The organism is Streptomyces sp. NPDC005722, assembly GCF_040630935.1.
Lineage (GTDB): Bacteria > Actinomycetota > Actinomycetes > Streptomycetales > Streptomycetaceae > Actinacidiphila.
Genome location: NZ_JBEXYN010000005.1, coordinates 58,969 through 79,333 on the forward strand (window position 1 = coordinate 58,969; position 20,365 = coordinate 79,333).

The window sequence follows — 20,365 nt, forward strand, 5'->3', positions numbered from 1 at the left end:
TGCCCGCGGCGCCGTCAGCCGCCGGCGAGCTGCTTGCGCACCTCGGCCGCGACCCGGCCGCCCTCGGCCAGGCCCGCGACCTTCGGGTTCACGATCTTCATGACCGCGCCCATCGCCTTGGGCCCCTCGGCCCCCGACTCCGCGATCGCCGCGGCGACGATCCCGGCCAGCTCCGCGTCGTCCAGCTGCTTGGGCAGGTAGGCGTCCAGCACGGCGCCCTCGGCCAGCTCGCGCTCTGCGGACTCCTTGCGGCCGCCCTGCTCGAAGGCCTCGGCGGCCTCCCGGCGCTTCTTCGCCTCGCGGGCGATCACCTTCAGCACCTCGTCGTCGGAGAGCTCGCGCGCCTCCTTGCCCGCGACCTCCTCCTTGGTGATCGCGGTGAGGGTGAGGCGGATGGTGGACGAGATCAGCTCGTCCCGTCCCTTGATGGCAGCCGTGAGGTCGTCGTGCAGACGCTGCTTGAGCGTGGTGGTCATGGCGTCGAGTCTGCCAGGTCGCCACCGGGCGGGCCGGAAATTTATCCCTGACGAGCCGTCTGCCACCATGGAGGGCATGCGCGCGCGATACGGAGTACCCCTGGGCATCACAGTCGCCGGAGCCGCCTGCGTGGCCTACGCGGCCGGAATCGAGGTGCGGTCCTTCCGCCTGCGCAGGGTCCGGGTGCCGGTCCTGCCGGCCGGGATGCGGCCGATCCGCGTCCTGCAGCTCTCCGACATCCACATGGTCAGCGGCCAGGACAAGAAGCGCCGCTGGCTGCAGTCGCTGGCCGGGCTGCGTCCGGACTTCGTCGTGAACACCGGCGACAACCTCTCCGACCCCCACGGCGTCCCCGAGCTGCTCGACGCCCTCGGCCCGCTGCTCGACCTCCCCGGGGCGTACGTCTTCGGCTCGAACGACTACTACGCCCCCAAGCTGCGCAACCCCGCCCGCTACCTGATCGAGCGCGTCCGGGGCCAGCACGGCCTCAACGGCAAGAACGACCCGGCGATCGGCGTCACCCGCAACCCCTGGGAGGAGGTACGCGACGCCTTCGACGTGGCCGGATGGGTCGGGGTCAACAACACCCGCGGCCGCCTCAAGCTGGACGACGGCATCGAGATCGCCTTCGCGGGCCTCGACGACCCCCACATCCGCCGTGACCGCTACGCCGCGATCGCCGGGGGCCCCGACTCGGACGCCGACCTCTCCCTCGCCGTCGTCCACGCCCCGTACCTGCGCGTGCTCGACTCCTTCGCCGCCGACCGCTACCCGCTGATCCTCGCCGGGCACACCCACGGCGGACAGCTGTGCATCCCCTTCTACGGGGCCCTGGTCACCAACTGCGACATCGACACCGACCGGGTCAAGGGCCTGTCCACCCACCGGGCCGCCGGGCACCGCTCCTACCTGCACGTCTCCGCGGGCTGCGGCACCAACCGCTACACCCCGGTCCGCTTCGCCTGCCCGCCCGAGGCCACCCTCCTCACCCTGACCCCGGGAGCCTGAGCCGCCCGCGAAAACCGGATTTCGTCTCCAGCGGGAGGTCCGCTAGAGTAATCCTCGTCGCGCCGGGCCGAAAGCCACGACGCGACACCGGGGTGTGGCGCAGCTTGGTAGCGCGCTTCGTTCGGGACGAAGAGGCCGTGGGTTCAAATCCCGCCACCCCGACCCAGGTAAGAGGGCCAGGTACTCATATGAGTACCTGGCCCTCTTTCTTTTCCGGGAGGCGAACGGGGAACCGCCTGGGAGACGATCAAGCCGTCTCTTGCTGCTGCTCCCCTTCGCGGGCAAAGATCTCATCCATTGCGCCGGCACTCTCAGTGATCACCGGACGCGGTTGGGCCCCGAGCGGGATGTCGCGTTCGGACGTCCGGGAACCAGGAGCGGTCGTGGGCTCCGCCTACCGCTTCCCTTCTCCCGGCACGGCAGCAATGATGATCGCCGGATCACGGCCACCTCCGAGGGAGACATGCGTACCCGCCCCGTCACATCGGTCGTCATCATCGCCCTCCTCACCGGGCTCACCGCGTGCAGCACCTCCCCTCAGCCTCGAGAGTCTCGGGGTCACGCCGCCCCGTCCCGTGCCTCAGGCGCGTCGACGGTTTCACGCCCCGGCCCGGGCGACGTTCCGATGCCCAACTTCCTGGGTGGCAACGTGAAAAGAGCGGTCGAACAGCTCGGTCCCGACGCTGACGTGCGACTCTTCGACGCGAGCGGAAGGCATCGCCCCATCGGCGACGGTGACGCATGGAAGATCTGCAGCGCGCGGCAGACTCCCGAGCAGCTCATCGTCCTCGGAGCAGTCATGAGTGACGAGCACTGCTGACGGTCGCCGTCGGTACGGAGATTCCGACGCCCGCAGCCGCTCCCGCCGGCCTGCGGCGTAGGGTGCAGGCCTCACAGGGGGTTGGATGGCTTCGCTCACGATTACTTGGACGATGCGAAACCACGGCTGGGCCGTCATCAAGGTCGCCGACGATCATGCCGAGACAGAAGTGTGCGCCTCGTACGTCACGGATGGGCCCGAGCAGTTCTTGTACGCGATTGCCAGGCTTGTGGACGGCGATGAGGACACACGAGCCGAGTTCGAGGGGGAGCCCCAGGTCTACCGGTGGTTCTTCCACCGAGATGGGTCCGACGTCGACATCCGACTGGTCGAGGCAAAGGACCTTCGAGCGCCCGACAGCTCGGGGACCGTGCTCTGGTCAGGACGCCACGACGCCACTGCGCTGGCACGGGCGGCTGTGCGCGCCTTCGACCAGGTCGCTCACGAGCTGGGCGAAGAGGGCTACGCCTCCCACTGGGGCCGCCCGTTTCCCCGAACGGAGCTCGAGGCTCTACGGGCCGGGATGCGCACACGGACGAGGAGACCGTGACGCTCGTGGCCCCGGTCGACGATGCCGTCCAGGACAGGACGGGAGCGGGCGTCAGGCGAGACCGCGCCATGGCCTGTTGGCTCTTGGCAGCTGAAGCACTCGGAGAAAAGTGATCGACTACTTGGAACGGCTGGCCTTGCTGCTGCCTCCCCCCGCCGTGCCGGTTGCCCGACCGCCGTGGGAGCGGTCGCAAGCGAAGGTCGGGTTCGAATTCCCCTCGGACTACCGGGCGTTCGTCGACAGGTACGGCGGCGGCTTCGCGGGCACCCCGGACTCGCTGAGGTCCTTCGTGTACGCGCCGTCCTCCGTTCCTCTCGCACCTGGTCGGACTTCCGGTTTCGGGGGCTTCGTCGACTGGCACGCCTCTGAGATCGCGCCGCTGTCCACAGGGTGGGACGAGGACGAGTGGGGCGGCACCGCTTACCCATGCACCCCGAGCCGGGCGGTCTGCTCACGTGGGGCGAGAACCAGGCCGGTGACCTGTACTGCTGGTTGACCGAGGGGGACGATCCGGATGCATGGCCGGTCGTCATGTGGGCGCGCTGACCCGCCACCACCTACCGGTTCGACGTGGGGATGGTGAGGTTCCTCCGTTCCCTGGCCGGCGGCAGCCACCCCGCCCCCGACTGGATGCACTCCGCCGGGACCCGCTGGACGCTGACGACGGACTGGCTGCACCGAGGGCTGAACACCTCCGCCGGCCCCGCCCGGTAGGCCCCGTCCGTTGCGGGGTGCCCCGTGGCTGGGCGCAGCCCGGTACGGCCGGCGTGCGGGCCGGCCGTACCGGTCCGTTTCAGTGGGGGAGGTTCCGTTCGAACCAGTGGTGGGCGTACTGCTCGGTGCTGAAGGCCTCGACCTCCGTGAAGCCCGCGGTCTCGTAGAGGTGGCGGGCCTCCGCGAGGGCGCCGTTGGTCTCCAGGCGCAGGGTCCGCATCCCGCGGGCGGTGGCCTCGTCCGCAAGGCGTTCGAGGATGCGGCGGCCCAGGCCGAGCCCGCGGACGTCCGGCGACGTCCACATCCGTTTCACCTCGGCGATCCGCGTTTCGGCGTGCAGTTTGAGCGCGCCGCAGCCCACCGGGGAGCCCTGTGCGCTCGCCACCAGGAGCAGTCCGTGCGGCGGCGTCATCTCCTCGTCGGCGGCGGAGATGCTGCGGGCGGGGTCGAACCCGGTGTCGAAGCGCCGGTCCAACTCCTCGACGTAGGAGCGCAGGCAGTACCGGGCGTCGGGGGCGCGGGGGTCCGTGATCGCGATCCGTACCTGCGAGGCCAGCAGCAGACGCTCGACCTCGGCCATCGCCGCGACCAGGCGGTCGCGCTGGCCATCGGTCAGCGGATCGAGGACCGACTCCGCGAGTTCGTCGGAGCCGCGGTCCAGCAGCGCCCGTTCCGCGACGCCGGCCCCGGTCAGACGTACCTTCCGCACGCGGCCGTCGTCCGTGTCCGGGTCCGTGGTCACCAGGCCGTCCGACTCCAGCCGCCGCAGTTGCCGGCTCAGGTACCCGGAGTCCAGGCCGAGGCGTGAGCGCAGGACGCGCACCTCGGATCCGTCCGGCTCGACCTCCCACAGCAGCCGCGACAGCCCGAGCGACCGGTCCCGTGACAGGTACTCGTCGTTCAGGGCACCCACCCGCTGGGTGACCGCACGGTTGAACCTGCGCACCACGTCGATCTGCCCTCGTTCCATTCTCTGACGATAGTCAGAGAATTGTGCGGAGGCAAGGCCCCCGGTCCCCGCAGGCCGACCGACCGGAGATCGCGTCCGGGCCCACGTGTAGCGTCATGTGGTTGCACGGCCCCCGGAGGAGCACATGGACGACATAGCCGGCGCGATCGTGCGCGCCGTCTTCCGCGGCGTCGCGTCGCTGATCATGGACCTGGTCGGCGATGCGGTGCTGAAACGGCTGTCCCGGCCTGTCAGGCGGGTCCTCGGGCGCCTCCGGCCCCGCCGGCCGGCCTCGGGTTCCGACGCCCCCACCCCGGCTCCGTGAGCGCGCGCACCCCTGGGTGATCCGGCCCGGCTCGGCAGCCGCGCGTCAGCCGCAGACCGTGCCCGGGTCGGGGAGTTCGCCGTGGGCGAGGTAGCGGTCGACGGCGTCGTCGACGCACGGGCTGCCGCGGTGGTAGGCGGTGTGCCCGTCCCCGTCGTACGTGAGGAGCCGGCCGGAGTCGAGCTCGCGGGCGAGGGACTGGGCCCAGGGGTACGGGGTGGCGGGGTCGCGGGTGGTGCCGACGACGAGGATCGGGGCGGCACCGGGGGCCGCGATGGGGCGGGGGTCCTGGATCGGCGCCACGGGCCAGTGGGTGCAGAGCACCAGGAACGGGGCCAGCGAGGCGCCGAACTGGGGCGAGGCGCTCAGGAAGGCGGGCAGCGCGGCCTCGGCCTCGGCGGGGGTGAAGCGGGCGCCGAGGGTGGCGCTGAGGCAGTCGACGGCGAGCAGGGCGTCCGCGGCGTTGCCGGAGTCGCCCTCGTCCGTGCCGGAGAACTGCTGCAGGTGCGTGGTGTCGCCGGCCAGGGCCTGGCGCAGCATGGTGCGCAGTTCCTCCCAGGACGCCTCGCGCAGGGCCGTGATGACCGCGGTGAGGAGGTCCTCGCCGGTGACGGCGATGTCCTTGCCCTGGCGCAGCGGGCCGGCGTCCAGCTTGTCCACCAGGCCGTCGAGGACGCGGCCGGCCTCCGCGACGGAGTGGCCGACCGGGCAGTCGGGGCGGGCGGCGCAGTCGGCGGCGAAGGACTCCCAGGCGAGCTGGTAGCCGGCGGTGCTGTCCAGGTTCTCGCGGTAGCCGTCGATCGCGGGGTCGACGGCGCCGTCGAGGACCATGCGGCCGACCCGCGAGGGGAAGAGCTCGGCGTAGGTGGCGCCCAGGTAGGTGCCGTAGGAGTAGCCGAGGTAGTGCAGGCGCTCGTCGCCGAGGAGGGCGCGTACGACGTCCATGTCGCGTGCCGCGTCGGGGGTGCCGAGGTGGGGCAGCAGTTCGCCGGCCTGCTTCTCGCAGGCCTCGGCGAGGTCCCGGAACGCGTCGTAGGAGTCGGCGATCCCCGCCGCGTCGCCGGAGACGCGCAGGCCGAAGCCCATGGGGGTGGCCGCGGTGTCGGTGTCGCAGTCGACGGGGGTGCTCTCGCCCACGCCGCGGGGGTCGACGGCGACCAGGTCGTAGGCGGAGCGCATGGCGGGGGAGAAGGTGCCGGCGGCGGCGACCAGGTAGTCGACGGCGGACTCGCCGGGGCCGCCGGGGTTGACCTGGAGGGAGCCGACGTGGGCGGCGGCGTCGCCGGTGGCCCGTACGCGGGCGGCGGTCAGGGTGATGTCGCCGGCCTCGGGGCGGGAGTAGTCCAGGGGCACGCTCACGGTGGCGCACTGGAAGCCGGGGACGTCCTGGCAGGACCGCCAGTCGAGGCGCTGCTCGTAGTAGCGCCGCAGCTCCGGGGGCACGCCCGCGGCGGGGTCCGCCGCCCGGCCGTCCCCGGGTGTCGCCGGCCGGGGCGGGACGGCGTTGGCGCAGGCCGCGGTCAGCAGCAGCCCGCAGGTGCTCAGCACCGCGAGCGCGCCGCGCAGCCTGCGCCGGGGTATCCCGTCGGTCTCCAGGACAGCGATCATCGCCACGCCTTCCTCGTGCGCCCGTGTGACGGGGGAGCACCGGACGCGGCGCCGGGTCCTGCCCGGGGGCCGACGGGTCCGGTCGTGTCGCGGAGCGCTCGGACGCGCCCCCGCGACTCCGCTGCGTCATCAGCCCATCACACGTCGTGCGTGGCGGCGGCCCCGGGTGGGCCGAAGGGGTGAACCTCCGGGCCGCCCCGGAAGGGGTTCGGCGGGGCGGTTCAGCGGGTTCAGCGGGGCGCGTAGGCGATGCGCTCGAAGGGCCAGGCGCGGGCCAGCCAGTCGCGGACGACGCGGTGGAGTTCGGCGTCCAGGGCGGCGTGCGGGGCGCTGACCCAGGAGCGGACGTCGACGGTGCCGGGCTCGGTGCGGGAGCCGTAGACGTACACGCAGCCGATGACGTCGCCGCCGGGCACGGACAGGACGGTGTAGGTGAAGCCGGTGCGCCGCTCGAAGTCCTCCGCGTGCTTGCGCAGGTCCTCGAGGTTGGCCTCGGGGGTCATGCCGTCCGGCGGCGGCCAGGAGCGGCCCTCGAAGCCGGGGGTGGCGCGGATGTGGTCGATGCCGGCCGTCCAGGCGGCGTGGTCGGCGGCGTTGTGCCGCGGGCCGAGGGGTTCCAGGCGGAAGCGGTCGGTGGCGGGCGGCTCCGGGACGGCGAAGCCCGGTGGGACGAGGGGCTGTTCGGCGGCGGTCATGGCGCGAGGGTAGCGGGATGCCGCCGGGGCCGTCGCCGCCGCGGGGGCGCTGTGCGAAGGTGGGGCCATGGGTGTCGCGTTCGTGGTCTTCATGACACTGCCGGGCCTGGTGATCCTGCTGTGCGCAGTGGCCCTCGTCGACCAGGTGCTGCGCGCGGGCCGGTGGGCCGGGCGGAGCGGGCAGGTCTCCGCGACCGGCTTCGAGCAGCTGCACGCGAGCTTCTCCCCGGGCAAGCGGAGCGAGTTGGACGAGCGACGGGCGACGCTCCTGCTGCGCGACGAGGAGGGCGACGGCGCACCCCCGCGGTCGCGCGTGGACCTGGGCCGGGGGACGGCGCTGATCGTCGTTCCGGGACGTGATCGCAGCGGGTGACGACGCCCACGGTCCGCAGCGGGGCACGATCGGGTTTGATGGTGGCATGAGCGACGTCATGGCTGGGATGCCGGATTGGGAGAAGCGCTTCCGGGCGCCACGCGTCGGACTGCCGGAGTGGGCCGAGGACGCCCCCCACCGCAGCCTGTTCGTGTCGAATGCGACGGGTACGTACGAGCTCTACGCGTGGGACCGGACGACCGGGGCGCAACGGCAGGTCACCGACCGGCCGAACGGCACGTCGGACGGGACGCTGACGCCGGACGGCGCGTGGGTGTGGTGGTTCGCGGACACCGACGGGGACGAGTTCGGGGTCTGGATGCGGCAGCCCTTCGAGGGCGGTCCGGACGAGCCGGCCGCGCCCGGCCTGGAGCCCTCGTACCCCGCGGGGCTGGCGCTGGGCCGCGGGGGGCTGGCGGTGGTCGGCCGCTCCACCGACGAGGAGGGCACGACGGTCCACGTCGTGCGTCCCGGGGCGGAGCCGGTGGAGATCTACCGGCACGAGGAGTCCGGCGGGGTCGGCGCGCTGTCGGAGGACGGCACGCTGGTCGTCGTCGAGCACACCGAGCACGGCGACGCGATGCACTCGGCGCTGCGGGTGGTCACGACGGACGGGACGACGGTCGCGGAGCTGGACGACAGCGAGGGCGGCACGAAGGAACTGGGCCTGGAGTGCCTGGGGTTCGCCCCGGTGCCCGGGGACGCCCGGCTGCTGGTGGCGCACCAGCGGCGCGGCCGCTGGGAGCCGATGGTCTGGGACGTCACGGCGGGCACGCAGACCGCGCTGGCGATCGACCTGCCCGGCGACGTCGCGGCGGAGTGGTACCCCGACGGCACCGCGCTGCTGGTGGTGCACTCCTACCGGGCCCGCAGCGAGATCTACCGCTACGGGCTGGCGGACGGGGAGCTGACCCGGCTGGAGACCCCGGCGGGCTCGGTGAGCGGCGCGACGGCCCGGCCCGACGGGACGGTGGAGTTCCTCTGGTCGTCGGCGGCGGCGCCCTCGGAGGTGCGCTCGACGACCGGCGCGGTGGTCCTGGAGGCGCCGGGCGAACGGGCCCCGGGCTCGCTGCCGGTGGAGGACGTGTGGGTGGACGGCCCCGGCGGCCGGGTGCACGCGCTCGTCCAGCGGCCCGCGGCGGGCGAGGGCCCGTACCCGACGGTGTTCGAGATCCACGGCGGGCCGACCTGGCACGACTCGGACGCCTTCGCGGCCGGCCCGGCGGCCTGGCTCGACCACGGCTACGCGGTGGTGCGGATCAACTACCGCGGTTCCACGGGCTACGGCCGGGAGTGGACGGACGCGCTCAAGCACCGCGTCGGCCTGATCGAGCTGGAGGACATCGAGGCCGTCCGTGCGTGGGCGGTGGAGTCCGGCTTCGCCGACCCGGCCCGGCTGGTGCTCTCCGGCGGCTCCTGGGGCGGCTTCCTGACGCTGCTGGGCCTGGGCACCCGGCCCGAGCTGTGGACGGTGGGCCTGGCGGCGGTGCCGGTCGCGGACTACGTGACGGCGTACGGCGACGAGATGGAGGCGCTGAAGGCACTGGACCGCACCCTGTTCGGCGGTTCCCCCGAGGAGGTCCCGGACCGCTACGAGGCGTCCTCGCCGATCACGTACGTGGCGCGGGTCAAGGCCCCGGTCTACATCTCGGCGGGCCTGAACGACCCGCGCTGCCCGATCCGGCAGATCGAGAACTACGTCGAGCGGCTGGCGGGCCTGGGCAAGGCGCACGAGGTCTACCGCTACGACGCGGGGCACGGCTCGCTCGTCGTCGACGAGCGGATCAAGCAGCTACGACTGGAGCTGGACTTCGTCCGGCGCCACCTCGGCGGCTGAGGCCGCGGCCGGCCCCTCCTCCTCGGTGAGGCCGAGCTCGGCGTCGCGCCGGGACTCGGCCTCCCGCCGGACGAGCCGGAACCACATGAAGACCACGAAGCCGGCGAAGACGAACCACTCGCCGGTGTAGCCGAGGTTCTGGAAGGCCTTGAGGTCCAGGCCGGTGCCGCTGGGCGCGACCGGCGGCACGGCCCGCAGCGGCGCGTGGACGCCCTCGGTCTGGGTGATCCAGGCGCCGTACACCTGGTACGGGACGAGGTTGACCAGGGAGGCCGCGCTGATGATCCCGAGCTGTCCCGCGGGAAGTCCGCCGCGGTCGATCGCGCCGTCGGTGTCGGCGCCCTCGGGGGCCTGCAGGGCCCCGGTGACGGTGACCTCGCCGGCCGGCGGCGCGGGCACGCCGGCGGCGGTCGCGCGGTCCGCGTCGCCGGGCAGCCAGCCGCGGACGACGGGCAGGACGGCCTCGCCGTCGCCGGTCCGCAGCGGGGTGAGCACGTAGTAGCCGGTGCGTCCGTCGAGCTCGCGGCCCGGTACGAGGAACTGGTGCGCGGCGTCGTAGCGGCCGGTGGCCCGTACGGCGCGGCCGACCGTCTCGGTGGTGACCGCGGAGGCCGGACGCGGCAGCAGGCGCTCCAGCGGCACCGCGTCGCGGGCCACGGCCGCGGGTGTGTCCTGGGCGGCGCGGTGGCTGTCGACGCGCGCCTCGAACCGGCTCAGCTGCCAGCTGCCCATGAACGTGCAGACGACCACGGCGCACACCATGAAGAGGTGCCCGCCCAGCCAGCGGGGGGACAGCAGGAACCGGTACACGCCGTCCACGGTACGGGGCGGTCGCCCGGCCCAGGGAACCGCCCCCTGCTACGGGGCGGCGACGGCGCCGGTCTTGTACACCGTCCCCGCGCAGGCGCCGTCGATCGTCGCGTTGACGACGGGCGCTCCGGCCTCGGGGGTGTGGCTCAGCACGACGGCCGCCGGACCGGTCTGGCCGGTGCCGTTCTCCCCCGCCGGGGGCGCGGACGCCTCGCCGGTCGGGCTGTCGGTGGCGGTCGCGGTCGGCGTCGGCGAGGACGGGGGCGTGCAGCCGCCCGGGCCGCCGGCGGCCGGGACCCAGGTGAACTCGACCCGGTAGCTCTGCCCGGGCTTGAGGATCAGCGCCTTGCCGAGGGAGTCGGGCAGTGTGGTGCCGTCGTTCGCGGTGTGGTCGACGACGCTGATGCGGGCCGCTTCGGCCGCGCCCTGGGCGGCGAAGCCCACCGAACCGCCGCCGTCGACGGTGCACGAGCCCTTGGAGACGTTCCCCACCTGGAACCAGCCGCTGACCCGGCCGGAGACGTCGGCGGCACCGGCGTAGCCGGAGGCGTTGCCGAGGTCGCCGGTGGTGCACAGCGGGGCGTTGGCCGCGAGCGTGTCGGAGGGGTCCGCGGGACCCGAGGACCCGGGGGTGACCTGCCCCTGGGAACCGCCGGTGCGCGTGGGGTCCGCGTCGGGACGTCCGTCGCCTTCGGACGGGCTCGGCGTGCCGGCGTCCGCGTCGGGGCCGTCCGGCTCGCCGTTGGTGCCGCCGGTGTCCTGGGCGCTGGAGGCGTTGGCCGTCCCGGCTTGGGTGGAGCCGGAGATGTTCGCGGCGTGCAGGGCCGCGGGGACCGCGACCAGCGCGAGCAGGCACGCGGCCGCCGTGCCTGCCAGCAACTGCCGCCGGTGCGCCCGTCGGGCGGGGACCGCGCGGCGCAGGTGCTCCAGCGTCTCGTGGCCGGGCTGGATGCCGCTGACGGCGTCACGCATGAGCCGGCGCAGCGCCAGTTCGTCGGGGCTCAGCCGTTCCTCGGGACCGCCGCCGCTGATGTCGTTCTCAGGTTCCATACCGCCGGGTGGGTTCGGGTTGGTCATGCCGGGGCCTCCATCGCGACGCGGAGCGCCGCGAGACCGCGCGAGCCGTACGCCTTGACCGAGCCTATGGAAATGCCGAGGGTCTCGGCCACTTGGGCTTCGGTCATGTCGGCGAAGTAGCGCAGCACGAGCACCTCGCGCTGCCGGCGCTGCAGTTTGCGCATGGCCGCCTTCAGCTCGTCGCGCTCCAGCGCCTCGTACGCGCCCTCCTCGGCGCTCGCCATGTCGGGCATCGGCTTGGACAGCAGGCGCATGCCCATGATGCGGCGACGGAGTGCGGAGCGGGAGAGGTTGACGACGGTCTGCCGGAGGTAGGCGAGCGTCTTCTCGGGTTCGCGGACCCGCTTGCGGGCCGAGTGGACGCGGATGAAGGCCTCCTGGACGACGTCCTCGCAGGAGGCGGTGTCGTCCAGCAGGAGCGCGGCGAGGCCGAGCAGCGAGCGGTAGTGCGCCCGGTAGGTCTCGGTGAGGTGGTCGACGGTCGTCCCGACTGACATCGCGCCGTCAGTGTCGCCGCGGTCCGCGGGCGCCTGCACCACAGGCCAGGGCGCGATCACCGGGATCCCGCCGACTGCGCGCGACGGCCGCCGGACGTGCGGGCGCGCCGGGGCGCCGCCCAGCCCCACGAGGGGCGCTTCGATGCCGAGTGCCTCTGCCACGACTGTTGGACACGCGTCCCCCCGTCAGGGTTGTACGCCCGAGGCACCGTTTTTGGCGGTGCAGCACATATGCCCATGCGTACCAACTCTTCCCCAATGCCCCTTTTTGCTGGCGCTGTTGCGCCGCGCCCGGCCTGCAGCACAGTAGGGCAGTGCGCTGACACAAGGACGCTCCCTGTGCGTCGCGCGGTTGCGACACACAGGGAGCTGAAATTGTCTGGTGCCTACAGGCTTCCGAGCAAGCGGTATAGACCAGGGATGTGGGTCACTCGACCGAAATCGAGGTGCTCAGCGGCCCGTTCCTCCGTAGACGACCGCTTCGTCGCTTTCGCTGTCCAGGCCGAACGCTGAATGCACGGCGCGGACGGCCTCGTTGACGTCGTCGGCGCGGGTGACGACCGAGATGCGGATCTCCGAGGTGGAGATCAGCTCGATGTTGACGCCCGCGTTGGACAGCGCCTCGAAGAACTGCGCCGTGACCCCCGGGTTGGTCTTCATGCCGGCGCCGACCAGCGAGATCTTGGCGATCTGGTCGTCGTAGCGCAGCGCCTCGAAGCCGATGCCGCCCTGGACGCGCTTGAGGGCCTCGATCGCCTTCGGCCCGTCGGCCTTGGGGAGGGTGAAGGAGATGTCGGTCAGGCCCGTGGCCGCGGCCGACACGTTCTGCACCACCATGTCGATGTTGATCTCGGCGTCCGCGATCGCCCGGAAGATGACGGCGGCCTCGCCCGGCTTGTCGGGCACCCCGACGACCGTCACCTTGGCCTCGGATGTGTCGTGCGCGACACCGGAGATGATCGCGTGCTCCATGCCCTGCAGGTCCTCTCGCGGCTCGTTGCTGACCCAGGTGCCCTGGAGGCCGGAGAACGACGACCGGACGTGGATCGGGATGTTGTAGCGGCGGGCGTACTCCACGCAGCGGTGGAGCAGCACCTTGGAACCGGAGCTGGCGAGCTCCAGCATGTCCTCGGACGAGATCCAGTCGATCTTCTGCGCCTTCTTCACCACGCGCGGGTCGGCGGTGAAGACGCCGTCGACGTCGGTGTAGATCTCGCACACCTCGGCGTCCAGGGCCGCCGCCAGCGCCACCGCGGTGGTGTCGGAGCCGCCCCGGCCCAGCGTCGTGATGTCCTTGCTGTCCTGGGAGACGCCCTGGAAGCCGGCCACGATCGCGATGTTGCCCTGGTCGAGCGCGGTCCGGATGCGGCCCGGCGTGACGTCGATGATGCGCGCTTTGTTGTGGACGGAGTCGGTGATGACACCCGCCTGGCTGCCGGTGAACGACTGCGCCTCGTGTCCGAGGTTTTTGATCGCCATCGCCAGCAGGGCCATGGAGATCCGCTCTCCGGCGGTCAGCAGCATGTCGAACTCGCGGCCGGTAGGCATCGGAGATACCTGTTCGGCGAGCTCGATCAACTCGTCCGTCGTGTCACCCATCGCCGAGACCACGACGACCACCTGGTGGCCGCTCTTCTTGGCATCGACGATCCGCTTGGCAACGCGCTTGATGCCCTCGGCATCCGCAACGGAGGAGCCGCCGTACTTCTGCACGACAAGGCCCACGTGCGCTCCTCAAATCCGGTACTGCGTTCGGCTCAGTCTAACGAGCAGGCCGGGACGGACCCCTCAATACCACATGCTGAGATGTCGGGCCCACTCCGCGAGCCATCTGCCCATCGACACGCCGGGGTATGCACACCGACCGGCGTGCTCCCGGTCACTACACCCCCGGCGCCGCACCCCGGGACGACCACGCGCCCGCCCCGGGAGGGGACGGGCGCGGTGGCGTACGGGTACGGGTCCCGGTTCGGATCCGGGTCGCGGTTCGGGTCGCGGTACGGGTCCGGTTTCAGCGGCTGGGGCGCAGCCCCAGGGGCCTGGCGATCTCGGCGGCCATCACCCGGCCGGCCTCGGCGGCGAGCTTCTCCTCGTCGTCCGCGCCGTGGTCGGTGTCCAGGCCGTCCAGCGCGTCCAGCGGGCTGTCCAGCCGCACATGGGCCACGAGGGACTGCAGGGCCCGCAGCGAGGCCGAGGCCGTCGGCCCCCAGTTGGACAGGTAGGAGAACTGCCACCACCACAGCGCCTCGCTGACCCGGCCCTCACGGAAGTGCGCCAGGCCGTGCGCGAGGTCCGTCACCACGTCCGCGAGGTCGTCGGAGATCCGGCAGGCCACCGGCGTGCTGCGCGGCACGTACGGGTCGAAGACCTCGGAGTAGACGTCGATCGGCTCCAGCAGCACCGCGAGCCGCTGGCGCAGCTCGTCGGCGTCGGGCTCCGGGCCGATGTCGGGCTCGTAGCGCTCCTCCGGGACGATGTCCTCGTGCGCCCCGAGACGGCCGCCGGCGAGCAGCAGCTGGGAGACCTCCAGCAGCAGGTAGGGCACCGCGCTGTCGGGGTCGTCGCCCTTGGCGACCTCCCGCACCGACAGGATGAAGCTCTCGATCTGGTCCGCGATCGAGGAGGCGAAGTCGTCGGGGTCCAGGGCGTTGTCAGACATCAAGCAGCCGCCTTCCTTCAAAGGCCCGGCCGAGCGTGACCTCGTCGGCGTACTCCAAGTCGCCGCCGACCGGCAGGCCGCTCGCGAGACGGGTGACCTTCAGTCCCATCGGTTTGACCATGCGTGCGAGATACGTGGCCGTCGCCTCCCCCTCGAGGTTGGGGTCGGTGGCCAGGATCAGCTCGGTGACCGTGCCGTCCGCGAGCCGCGCCAGCAGCTCCCGTATGCGCAGGTCGTCCGGGCCGACCCCCTCGATCGGGCTGATCGCGCCGCCGAGCACGTGGTAGCGGCCGCGGAACTCGCGGGTCCGCTCGATCGCCACCACGTCCTTGGGTTCCTCGACCACGCAGATGACGGCCGGGTCGCGGCGCGGGTCACGGCAGACCCGGCACCGCTCGGCCTCCGCGACGTTGCCGCAGACCGCGCAGAACCGGACCTTGGCCTTCACCTCGCCGAGGGCGTTCGCGAGCCGTCGGACGTCCGCGGGATCGGCCTGGAGGATGTGGAAGGCGATCCGCTGCGCGCTCTTGGGACCCACGCCGGGCAGCCTGCCCAGCTCGTCGATCAGGTCCTGAACCACGCCCTCGTACACGCTGTGCCCTCTTCCCCGCCGGAACTAGAAAGGAAGGCCGGGGATGCCCCCGAGCCCCTGGGCGAGCGGGCCGAGCTTGTTCTGCTGCAGCTCCTGCGCGCTCGCGGTGGCGTTGTGCACGGCGGCGACGACCAGGTCGGCCAGCGTCTCCGTGTCCTCAGGATCGACCGCCGCGGGGTCGATGACCAGACCCCGCAGCTCGCCGGCTCCGGTCACGGTCGCCTTCACCAGGCCACCGCCGGCCGTACCCTCGATCTCGGTCTCGGCGAGCTCCTGCTGGGCCGCCGCGAGGTCCTGCTGCATCTTCTGTGCCTGCTTGAGCAGCTGCTGCATGTTCGGCTGACCACCACCGGGGATCACGGTCTCGCTCCTGCCTCACGACGTCGGTTGTGCGGGTAGGGCGAGCCTACGTGCTCGGGCGCCCGCTCGCGCTACCCGTACGAGGGAACGAGCGGCGCGCGTCGCCCGTTCCGCCCCGGCCGTGCCGTTCCCCACAGGAGGAACGGGGCCGCCGCCGCTACTCGTTGGCGATCTCCTCGATCAGGGTGGCACCCAGCTCGCGCACGATGAGGTCGTGGCCGCTGAGCGCCGTCTCGTCCAGGTCCGGGTCGTCGTCCTCGGGCATGTCGTACTCGACGGGCGGGGGCTCGTCGGCGACGGGCGGGTACGCGGAGGCCGCCGGCGCCGCGTTGACCGCGGCACGGGCCGCCGCCACGGCGGCGGGCGGCGGTGCCGGGGACGGCCCCGGGTTCTGGGACTGCTGGTGCGATTGCTGCGGCTGCTGGTGCGACTGCTGCTGGTGCGCGGACGGTGCCGGGGAGGCGGGGGCGGGACGGGGCCCACCGGAGCCTCCACCCGGTCCCGCCGGGCCGGAGCCGCCGGGGCCGCCGCCCGGGCTGACGATCGCCTCGATGCGCCACTGGACGCCCAGGGCCTCGCTGATCGCCTGCTTGAGCACCTCCTCGTGGCCGCGGTTGGCGAAGCTGTCGCGGGCGCCGGGGTTGTCGAAGCCGATCTGCAGCGTCGACCCGTCGAAGCCGACGAGCCGGGCGTTCTGGTCGAGCAGTATCCAGGTCACCTTCCGCAGCCGCTTGACCGCCTCGAGGACGGTCGGCCACATCTGGTGGACGCGCGAGGCATCGCCGATGGGCTGCGCGGCGGGTGCGGTCGGTCCCGGGGCCGGGGGCTGCGCGGGCGTGGCGGCGGGGGCGGGCTCCGGGGCCGCCGCCGATGCCGCGGTGGGCCAGGCGCCGGGACGCTGCCCGCCGCCGGGGGCGGTGGCGGTCGGCCAGGCGCCGGGACGCTGCGCGGCGGGGGGCTGCGCGGACGGGAGCGCGGGAGTGGGCTCCGGGGCGGCCGCGGGGGCCGGCGCGGGTGCGGGGGCCGGGGGTGCGGTGAACGCGGCGGGTTCGGGGGCGGGCGCGGGAACGGCTTCGGCGGGCCGGGCCGGGCCGCCCATCGCCGCACGCGCCGCGGCGGGGCCGCCGCCGGGCGGGAGCGGCTCCCCGAACTCCACGACCGGGACCGCCGGGCCGCCCGCGGGCGCCGCGAAACCACCGGCGGACGCACGGCGTTCCAGCCGGTCCAGGCGGGCCTGCAGCGACCGCTCGTCGTCGTAGGCCGCCGGAAGCAGCACGCGGGCGCAGATCAACTCCAGTTGCAGACGCGGCGAGGTCGCCCCGCGCATCTCCGTGAGCCCGGCGTTGACCAGGTCCGCGGCGCGGCTCAGCTCCGCCGCGCCGAACACCCCGGCCTGGGCCCGCATCCGCTCCACGACGTCGGCGGGGGCGTCGATCAGGCCCTTCTCCACCGCGTCCGGCACCGCCGCGAGGATCACCAGGTCCCGCAGACGCTCCAGCAGGTCGGCCACGAAGCGGCGCGGGTCGTGCCCGCCCTCGATCACCCGGTCCACGACCTCGAACGCCGCCGCGCCGTCACCGGCGGCGAAGGCGTCCACGACGTCGTCGAGCAGCGTGCCGTCGGTGTAGCCCAGCAGCGAGGTCGCCATGGCGTACGTCACACCGGCCTCGCCGGCACCGGCGAGCAACTGGTCCATCACGGACATCGAGTCACGCACCGAGCCGGCCCCGGCCCGGACCACCATCGGGTACACCCCGGCCTCGACCGGGATCGCCTCCCGCTCGCAGACCTCCGACAGGTAGTCGCGCAGCGTGCCGGGCGGCACCAGTCGGAACGGGTAGTGGTGGGTGCGCGACCGGATGGTGCCGATGACCTTCTCGGGCTCGGTGGTCGCGAAGATGAACTTGAGGTGCTCCGGGGGCTCCTCGACCACCTTCAGCAGGGCGTTGAAGCCCGCCGAGGTGACCATGTGCGCCTCGTCGATGATGTAGATCTTGTAACGACTGCTCGCCGGCCCGAAGAAAGCCTTCTCCCGCAGGTCACGGGCGTCGTCCACACCGCCGTGCGACGCCGCGTCGATCTCGATCACGTCGATCGACCCCGGACCGTTGCGCGCCAGGTCGCGGCACGACTGGCACTCCCCGCACGGCGTCGGCGTCGGGCCCTTCTCGCAGTTCAGGCAGCGCGCCAGGATGCGGGCGCTGGTCGTCTTGCCACAGCCGCGCGGCCCGCTGAACAGGTACGCGTGGTTGACCCGGTTGTTCCGCAGCGCCTGCTGCAGCGGGTCCGTGACGTGCTCCTGCCCGATGACCTCGGCGAAGGTCTCGGGACGATAGCGGCGGTACAGAGCGAGGGACACGACTACGACGATATCGGCCCCCACCGACACCCGGGCCCCGCGCATGTGACGACGGCCACACCGAGGCCCTCCCCCGGCCTCCCCGGCCCGTGTTCCCGCAGGCCCGAGGGCAGCAAAAGACCCCCCACGCACCCGCCAGAGCCCACCTACCCTTGCTGCCTTCCGGCCCTGGGGGGTTTCAGCGAGATAGCGCCACGTGAGGGGCTGCGCCCAGCCTACATGATCGGATCACCCGGGAACGAGTTCGCGAGCACTCCCTCCGGTCTAGTAATGTTTGCCGCGGAGGATTCGCCTAGTGGCCTAGGGCGCACGCTTGGAAAGCGTGTTGGGGGCAACCCCTCACGAGTTCGAATCTCGTATCCTCCGCCAGTGCCTCACCGGGCACGTTGTCGAAGGGCCCCACCGGTCGCGGTGGGGCCCTTCGACGTTCTCCGTTCCGGACGGCCCCGACGCCGGCGACGCCTGTCACGCCACCAGTTACGGTTTGGCCCAGCCGGACGGTTCGCCACTGGTGCCGGACAGGGGCTTCCGCCGCACCGAGCCGAGGCTTCTCCTTCGGCTCGCGGTCCTCTCGCGCTCCTTGATCGACGGGTCCGGCAGGCCAATGGTGCGACGGCCGGCCAGGGACGCGGTCGATTCGTACTCGCGACGCGCATGCTCGCACCCGGAGCAGTGCCCGGCCGCCGATGCCTGTGGTGTCGTCGCCGGTGGCCGCTCCCGCATACCGGACCGCCCCGGAGTCCGGCAGGGTGGCCTGCCGACCTGGTTCTGAGAAGATCCGGCGTGTTCAACTTCGGGATCGAGGGCTACCGGCCTCAATGGCTCAGCGGCCGCTCCGCGGTCGTGGCAGGCCACGGCCGGCAACTGCGTGCGCTGGTCGGCCGGCGGCTGACCCACGTCTGGCTGGTCTGGGACGTTGAAGACGACGAGTGGTTCCCCGACTGCCCTGTGCTGCTCGACTTCACCGGCGAACAGGTCGAGGTCAACCACCACAAGTTCGACGACCTCTCCCTCACATGGAACACCGTCGATCCCCACCAGCGGGTCCTGTGGGCGGACTTCGATCTCCAATGGCGCCACGACCTGCGCCCCGAAGCGCAGTCCCTCCAGGGCCAGGTCCTTGAGGACGTGGAGCTCATCGAATGGGCCGGGAGGGACATGGCCCAAGGCAGCGTCGCTGTCAGCTTCCGATTCCCCCACGGCCAACTGACCATCGCCAACGGGCTCGATCAGAACGAGATCACCTTCGGGGCGCCGGATTCTTGCTACCGGCGTCACTCACTGCGCTGAGGCACCCCGACGTCGCTCACGCTCCGCCGCGCGCCGGCAAGGTCGGCCTGATCACGTCCCGGGTGGGTCGGGCGTGGGGCGAGGGGATTCCAGGCGGAGGACGAGTGCACGCAGGGCGCGAAGTTCTGCGTCCAGCGCCTGCGCGCCTTGGCGGGTGAGAGCGATCCATGTTCGGGGGCGCCGGCCGGCGTAGCCCTTCTCCACGGTGATCAGACCTGAGTCCTCCAGCACCTTCAGGTGCCGGGAGAGGTTTCCGTCGGTGACGGCAAGCTGCTTCTTCAGGAAGCCGAACTCGACTCGATCGGCCTCTCGGGCGATGGTGAGGACGCCGAGGCGCACACGCTGGTGGACGGTGTCGTCCAGCGACTGGGTCGGATGGACGCCTTCCGGCTCATCCGACCCAGCGGTCGAGTCCTCGACACTCATGGTGCGACCGTACCGGCATCAGTGGCGTCGGGCGTCGCTCGACGACGGGCCACAGCCCCATCGACCAGGCCGGCGAGGAGCAGGATGGCGGCGAGCAGGAGCGCTTTGGCCTGCGGTCCGTCGGTCCAGTCGGGGTGTGCGGGGTGCTGCCAGGGGAGCCATCCGCTGCCCCAGGAGGCTCCGAGGTAGCCGGTGAGCAGCAGGGCGTGAGAGATGCCGGCGGTTACGGCGAACCAACTGCGTTCGGCGATCCCGAGGGCGAGGAGTCCGAAACCGACGAGGTACCACGGGGAGGCGTAGCTGTTCTCCAGCAGCTCGGCCTCCCACGGCTGGTTCCTGGCGAACAACAGGGCCATCAGGGCCGTCGTGATCACTGCGGTGGCTACGGCGGTCGTGGGGATCCACACGCCGCGGCGGGGGACGACGCCGCGGTCCTCACCGCGCCGGCGGTACCAGCGCGCGAAGACGAACCAGGCCAGGGGGAGCAGCGAGAACCACACGCCCCAGGCCGTGAAGCGCAGGACGGCCCCGTCGAACTCCCCCCTCAGACAAGGGGCCCCTGGTTGATGGACGACGCACAGGCCACTCAGCTCGGCGTAGGCAAAGGCGGGATACGACCCGATGTAGCGGCCGTGGGCTCCGAAGTTGAAGGCGTACCGGGCGATCGGGGCAGCCGCCAGGGCAAGCAGGCCGAAGCCGAGCAGGGCGACCCGCGAACCGTTCATCTGCGCGCGGGTCCTGACCCGCAGGTCTTCCGTCGCCGCCAACAGGCCGACCGCACGCGCCCTCGGTTCGGATCCCGCGCTGCTCGGTGACGGCGTCCCCATGGTGTCCCCCTTGTGGTCGCGCTTCAGGAGCGCTTCGGGAGCACTCGCAAGCGGGCCGCCAGTCGGCGGCCGCTCGAACTTTGCGATACAAAGTACCTTGCAGTCAAGAGCA

The 20,365-nt window shown here is 72.3% G+C and carries 22 protein-coding genes, 2 tRNA genes and 1 other RNA gene; 10 read left to right on the plus strand and 15 right to left on the minus strand.

The window, feature by feature from the left end; all coding sequences use genetic code 11:
* Nucleotides 1–14 precede the first annotated feature (14 nt).
* Complete coding sequence (locus tag ABZ479_RS07960) at nt 15–476, minus strand: GatB/YqeY domain-containing protein (RefSeq protein ID WP_499604940.1); 462 nt, start codon at nt 474–476, stop codon at nt 15–17.
* Between the two features lie 76 nt (nt 477–552).
* Between ABZ479_RS07960 and ABZ479_RS07965 the strand changes: the two genes are divergently transcribed.
* The 5 genes from ABZ479_RS07965 (at nt 553) to ABZ479_RS07985 (ending at nt 3,569) form a co-directional block, all read left to right on the plus strand.
* The gene (locus ABZ479_RS07965) at nt 553–1,485 is read left to right on the plus strand and encodes a metallophosphoesterase (RefSeq protein WP_500460627.1); all 933 of its coding nucleotides are present in this window, start codon (nt 553–555) and stop codon (nt 1,483–1,485) included.
* Nucleotides 1,486–1,573: 88 nt separating this feature from the next.
* Nucleotides 1,574–1,647 (plus strand) — tRNA-Pro (locus ABZ479_RS07970).
* Nucleotides 1,648–2,110: 463 nt separating this feature from the next.
* Complete coding sequence (locus ABZ479_RS07975; protein WP_500460628.1) at nt 2,111–2,305, plus strand: hypothetical protein; 195 nt, start codon at nt 2,111–2,113, stop codon at nt 2,303–2,305.
* 85 nt (nt 2,306–2,390) lie between these two features.
* Nucleotides 2,391–2,855 (plus strand): hypothetical protein, encoded by a 465-nt coding sequence (locus ABZ479_RS07980; RefSeq protein ID WP_500460630.1) that lies wholly within the window; start codon nt 2,391–2,393, stop codon nt 2,853–2,855.
* A gap of 576 nt (nt 2,856–3,431) precedes the next feature.
* Nucleotides 3,432–3,569 carry a hypothetical protein gene (locus tag ABZ479_RS07985; RefSeq protein ID WP_500460631.1) on the plus strand — a complete coding sequence of 46 codons (138 nt, stop codon included), beginning with the start codon at nt 3,432–3,434 and terminating at the stop codon, nt 3,567–3,569.
* Between the two features lie 79 nt (nt 3,570–3,648).
* Here ABZ479_RS07985 and ABZ479_RS07990 read toward each other — a convergent pair whose 3' ends face one another.
* Complete coding sequence (locus ABZ479_RS07990; RefSeq protein ID WP_500460632.1) at nt 3,649–4,539, minus strand: bifunctional helix-turn-helix transcriptional regulator/GNAT family N-acetyltransferase; 891 nt, start codon at nt 4,537–4,539, stop codon at nt 3,649–3,651.
* A 124-nt stretch (nt 4,540–4,663) separates the two neighbouring features.
* Between ABZ479_RS07990 and ABZ479_RS07995 the strand changes: the two genes are divergently transcribed.
* The gene (locus ABZ479_RS07995) at nt 4,664–4,843 is read left to right on the plus strand and encodes a hypothetical protein (RefSeq protein WP_500460634.1); all 180 of its coding nucleotides are present in this window, start codon (nt 4,664–4,666) and stop codon (nt 4,841–4,843) included.
* 45 nt (nt 4,844–4,888) lie between these two features.
* Here ABZ479_RS07995 and ABZ479_RS08000 read toward each other — a convergent pair whose 3' ends face one another.
* Entirely contained in the window at nt 4,889–6,451 is a 1,563-nt protein-coding gene (locus tag ABZ479_RS08000; protein WP_500460635.1) for an alpha/beta hydrolase, read from the minus strand.
* A gap of 230 nt (nt 6,452–6,681) precedes the next feature.
* Complete coding sequence (locus ABZ479_RS08005; protein WP_500460636.1) at nt 6,682–7,146, minus strand: GNAT family N-acetyltransferase; 465 nt, start codon at nt 7,144–7,146, stop codon at nt 6,682–6,684.
* Nucleotides 7,147–7,213: 67 nt separating this feature from the next.
* Between ABZ479_RS08005 and ABZ479_RS08010 the strand changes: the two genes are divergently transcribed.
* Both ABZ479_RS08010 and ABZ479_RS08015 read left to right on the plus strand, forming a co-directional pair.
* Entirely contained in the window at nt 7,214–7,519 is a 306-nt protein-coding gene (locus ABZ479_RS08010; RefSeq protein ID WP_499604928.1) for a DUF6191 domain-containing protein, read from the plus strand.
* A gap of 46 nt (nt 7,520–7,565) precedes the next feature.
* Entirely contained in the window at nt 7,566–9,356 is a 1,791-nt protein-coding gene (locus tag ABZ479_RS08015; protein ID WP_500460638.1) for a S9 family peptidase, read from the plus strand.
* Here ABZ479_RS08015 and ABZ479_RS08020 read toward each other — a convergent pair.
* From ABZ479_RS08020 to ffs, 9 genes are all read right to left on the minus strand, one after another.
* On the minus strand, nt 9,312–10,166 hold the full coding sequence (locus ABZ479_RS08020) for an SURF1 family protein (protein ID WP_500460639.1): 855 nt from the start codon (nt 10,164–10,166) through the stop codon (nt 9,312–9,314). The two genes, ABZ479_RS08015 and ABZ479_RS08020, sit on opposite strands and share 45 nt — an antisense overlap.
* 48 nt (nt 10,167–10,214) lie before the next feature.
* The gene (locus ABZ479_RS08025) at nt 10,215–11,243 is read right to left on the minus strand and encodes a hypothetical protein (protein ID WP_500460640.1); all 1,029 of its coding nucleotides are present in this window, start codon (nt 11,241–11,243) and stop codon (nt 10,215–10,217) included.
* Entirely contained in the window at nt 11,240–11,800 is a 561-nt protein-coding gene (locus ABZ479_RS08030; protein ID WP_499605048.1) for a SigE family RNA polymerase sigma factor, read from the minus strand. Before ABZ479_RS08030 ends, ABZ479_RS08025 begins: the two co-directional genes overlap by 4 nt.
* Before the next feature lie 390 nt (nt 11,801–12,190).
* Entirely contained in the window at nt 12,191–13,465 is a 1,275-nt protein-coding gene (locus ABZ479_RS08035) for an aspartate kinase (protein ID WP_499604920.1), read from the minus strand.
* A 286-nt stretch (nt 13,466–13,751) separates the two neighbouring features.
* Nucleotides 13,752–14,399, minus strand: a complete 648-nt coding sequence (locus ABZ479_RS08040; protein ID WP_499604919.1) for a DUF5063 domain-containing protein — start codon at nt 14,397–14,399, stop codon at nt 13,752–13,754.
* Nucleotides 14,392–14,991, minus strand: a complete 600-nt coding sequence (gene recR, locus ABZ479_RS08045; protein ID WP_500460641.1) for a recombination mediator RecR — start codon at nt 14,989–14,991, stop codon at nt 14,392–14,394. Before recR ends, ABZ479_RS08040 begins: the two co-directional genes overlap by 8 nt.
* Before the next feature lie 24 nt (nt 14,992–15,015).
* Complete coding sequence (locus tag ABZ479_RS08050; RefSeq protein WP_499604916.1) at nt 15,016–15,351, minus strand: YbaB/EbfC family nucleoid-associated protein; 336 nt, start codon at nt 15,349–15,351, stop codon at nt 15,016–15,018.
* Between the two features lie 157 nt (nt 15,352–15,508).
* Nucleotides 15,509–17,755, minus strand: a complete 2,247-nt coding sequence (locus tag ABZ479_RS08055) for a DNA polymerase III subunit gamma and tau (protein ID WP_500460643.1) — start codon at nt 17,753–17,755, stop codon at nt 15,509–15,511.
* Between the two features lie 67 nt (nt 17,756–17,822).
* Nucleotides 17,823–17,919: signal recognition particle sRNA small type (gene ffs, locus ABZ479_RS08060), an RNA gene on the minus strand.
* Between the two features lie 72 nt (nt 17,920–17,991).
* Between ffs and ABZ479_RS08065 the strand changes: the two genes are divergently transcribed.
* A tRNA-Ser gene (locus ABZ479_RS08065) sits at nt 17,992–18,079 on the plus strand.
* A 414-nt stretch (nt 18,080–18,493) separates the two neighbouring features.
* The gene (locus ABZ479_RS08070) at nt 18,494–19,000 is read left to right on the plus strand and encodes a hypothetical protein (RefSeq protein ID WP_500460645.1); all 507 of its coding nucleotides are present in this window, start codon (nt 18,494–18,496) and stop codon (nt 18,998–19,000) included.
* A 51-nt stretch (nt 19,001–19,051) separates the two neighbouring features.
* Here the strand turns inward: ABZ479_RS08070 and ABZ479_RS08075 are convergent, their stop codons facing one another.
* Nucleotides 19,052–19,426, minus strand: a complete 375-nt coding sequence (locus ABZ479_RS08075) for a winged helix-turn-helix domain-containing protein (protein WP_499604895.1) — start codon at nt 19,424–19,426, stop codon at nt 19,052–19,054.
* The gene (locus ABZ479_RS08080) at nt 19,423–20,193 is read right to left on the minus strand and encodes a hypothetical protein (RefSeq protein ID WP_500460647.1); all 771 of its coding nucleotides are present in this window, start codon (nt 20,191–20,193) and stop codon (nt 19,423–19,425) included. Before ABZ479_RS08080 ends, ABZ479_RS08075 begins: the two co-directional genes overlap by 4 nt.
* Nucleotides 20,194–20,365 lie beyond the last annotated feature (172 nt).

Coding starts and splice junctions, on each gene's coding strand:
- ABZ479_RS07960 (WP_499604940.1), bottom strand. CDS start 476: ATGACCACCACGCTCAAGCAGCGTCTGCACGACGACCTCACGGCTGCC.
- ABZ479_RS07965 (WP_500460627.1), top strand. CDS start 553: ATGCGCGCGCGATACGGAGTACCCCTGGGCATCACAGTCGCCGGAGCC.
- ABZ479_RS07975 (WP_500460628.1), top strand. CDS start 2,111: ATGCCCAACTTCCTGGGTGGCAACGTGAAAAGAGCGGTCGAACAGCTC.
- ABZ479_RS07980 (WP_500460630.1), top strand. CDS start 2,391: ATGGCTTCGCTCACGATTACTTGGACGATGCGAAACCACGGCTGGGCC.
- ABZ479_RS07985 (WP_500460631.1), top strand. CDS start 3,432: ATGGTGAGGTTCCTCCGTTCCCTGGCCGGCGGCAGCCACCCCGCCCCC.
- ABZ479_RS07990 (WP_500460632.1), bottom strand. CDS start 4,539: ATGGAACGAGGGCAGATCGACGTGGTGCGCAGGTTCAACCGTGCGGTC.
- ABZ479_RS07995 (WP_500460634.1), top strand. CDS start 4,664: ATGGACGACATAGCCGGCGCGATCGTGCGCGCCGTCTTCCGCGGCGTC.
- ABZ479_RS08000 (WP_500460635.1), bottom strand. CDS start 6,451: ATGATCGCTGTCCTGGAGACCGACGGGATACCCCGGCGCAGGCTGCGC.
- ABZ479_RS08005 (WP_500460636.1), bottom strand. CDS start 7,146: ATGACCGCCGCCGAACAGCCCCTCGTCCCACCGGGCTTCGCCGTCCCG.
- ABZ479_RS08010 (WP_499604928.1), top strand. CDS start 7,214: ATGGGTGTCGCGTTCGTGGTCTTCATGACACTGCCGGGCCTGGTGATC.
- ABZ479_RS08015 (WP_500460638.1), top strand. CDS start 7,566: ATGAGCGACGTCATGGCTGGGATGCCGGATTGGGAGAAGCGCTTCCGG.
- ABZ479_RS08025 (WP_500460640.1), bottom strand. CDS start 11,243: ATGACCAACCCGAACCCACCCGGCGGTATGGAACCTGAGAACGACATC.
- ABZ479_RS08040 (WP_499604919.1), bottom strand. CDS start 14,399: ATGTCTGACAACGCCCTGGACCCCGACGACTTCGCCTCCTCGATCGCG.
- ABZ479_RS08055 (WP_500460643.1), bottom strand. CDS start 17,755: ATGCGCGGGGCCCGGGTGTCGGTGGGGGCCGATATCGTCGTAGTCGTG.
- ABZ479_RS08075 (WP_499604895.1), bottom strand. CDS start 19,426: ATGAGTGTCGAGGACTCGACCGCTGGGTCGGATGAGCCGGAAGGCGTC.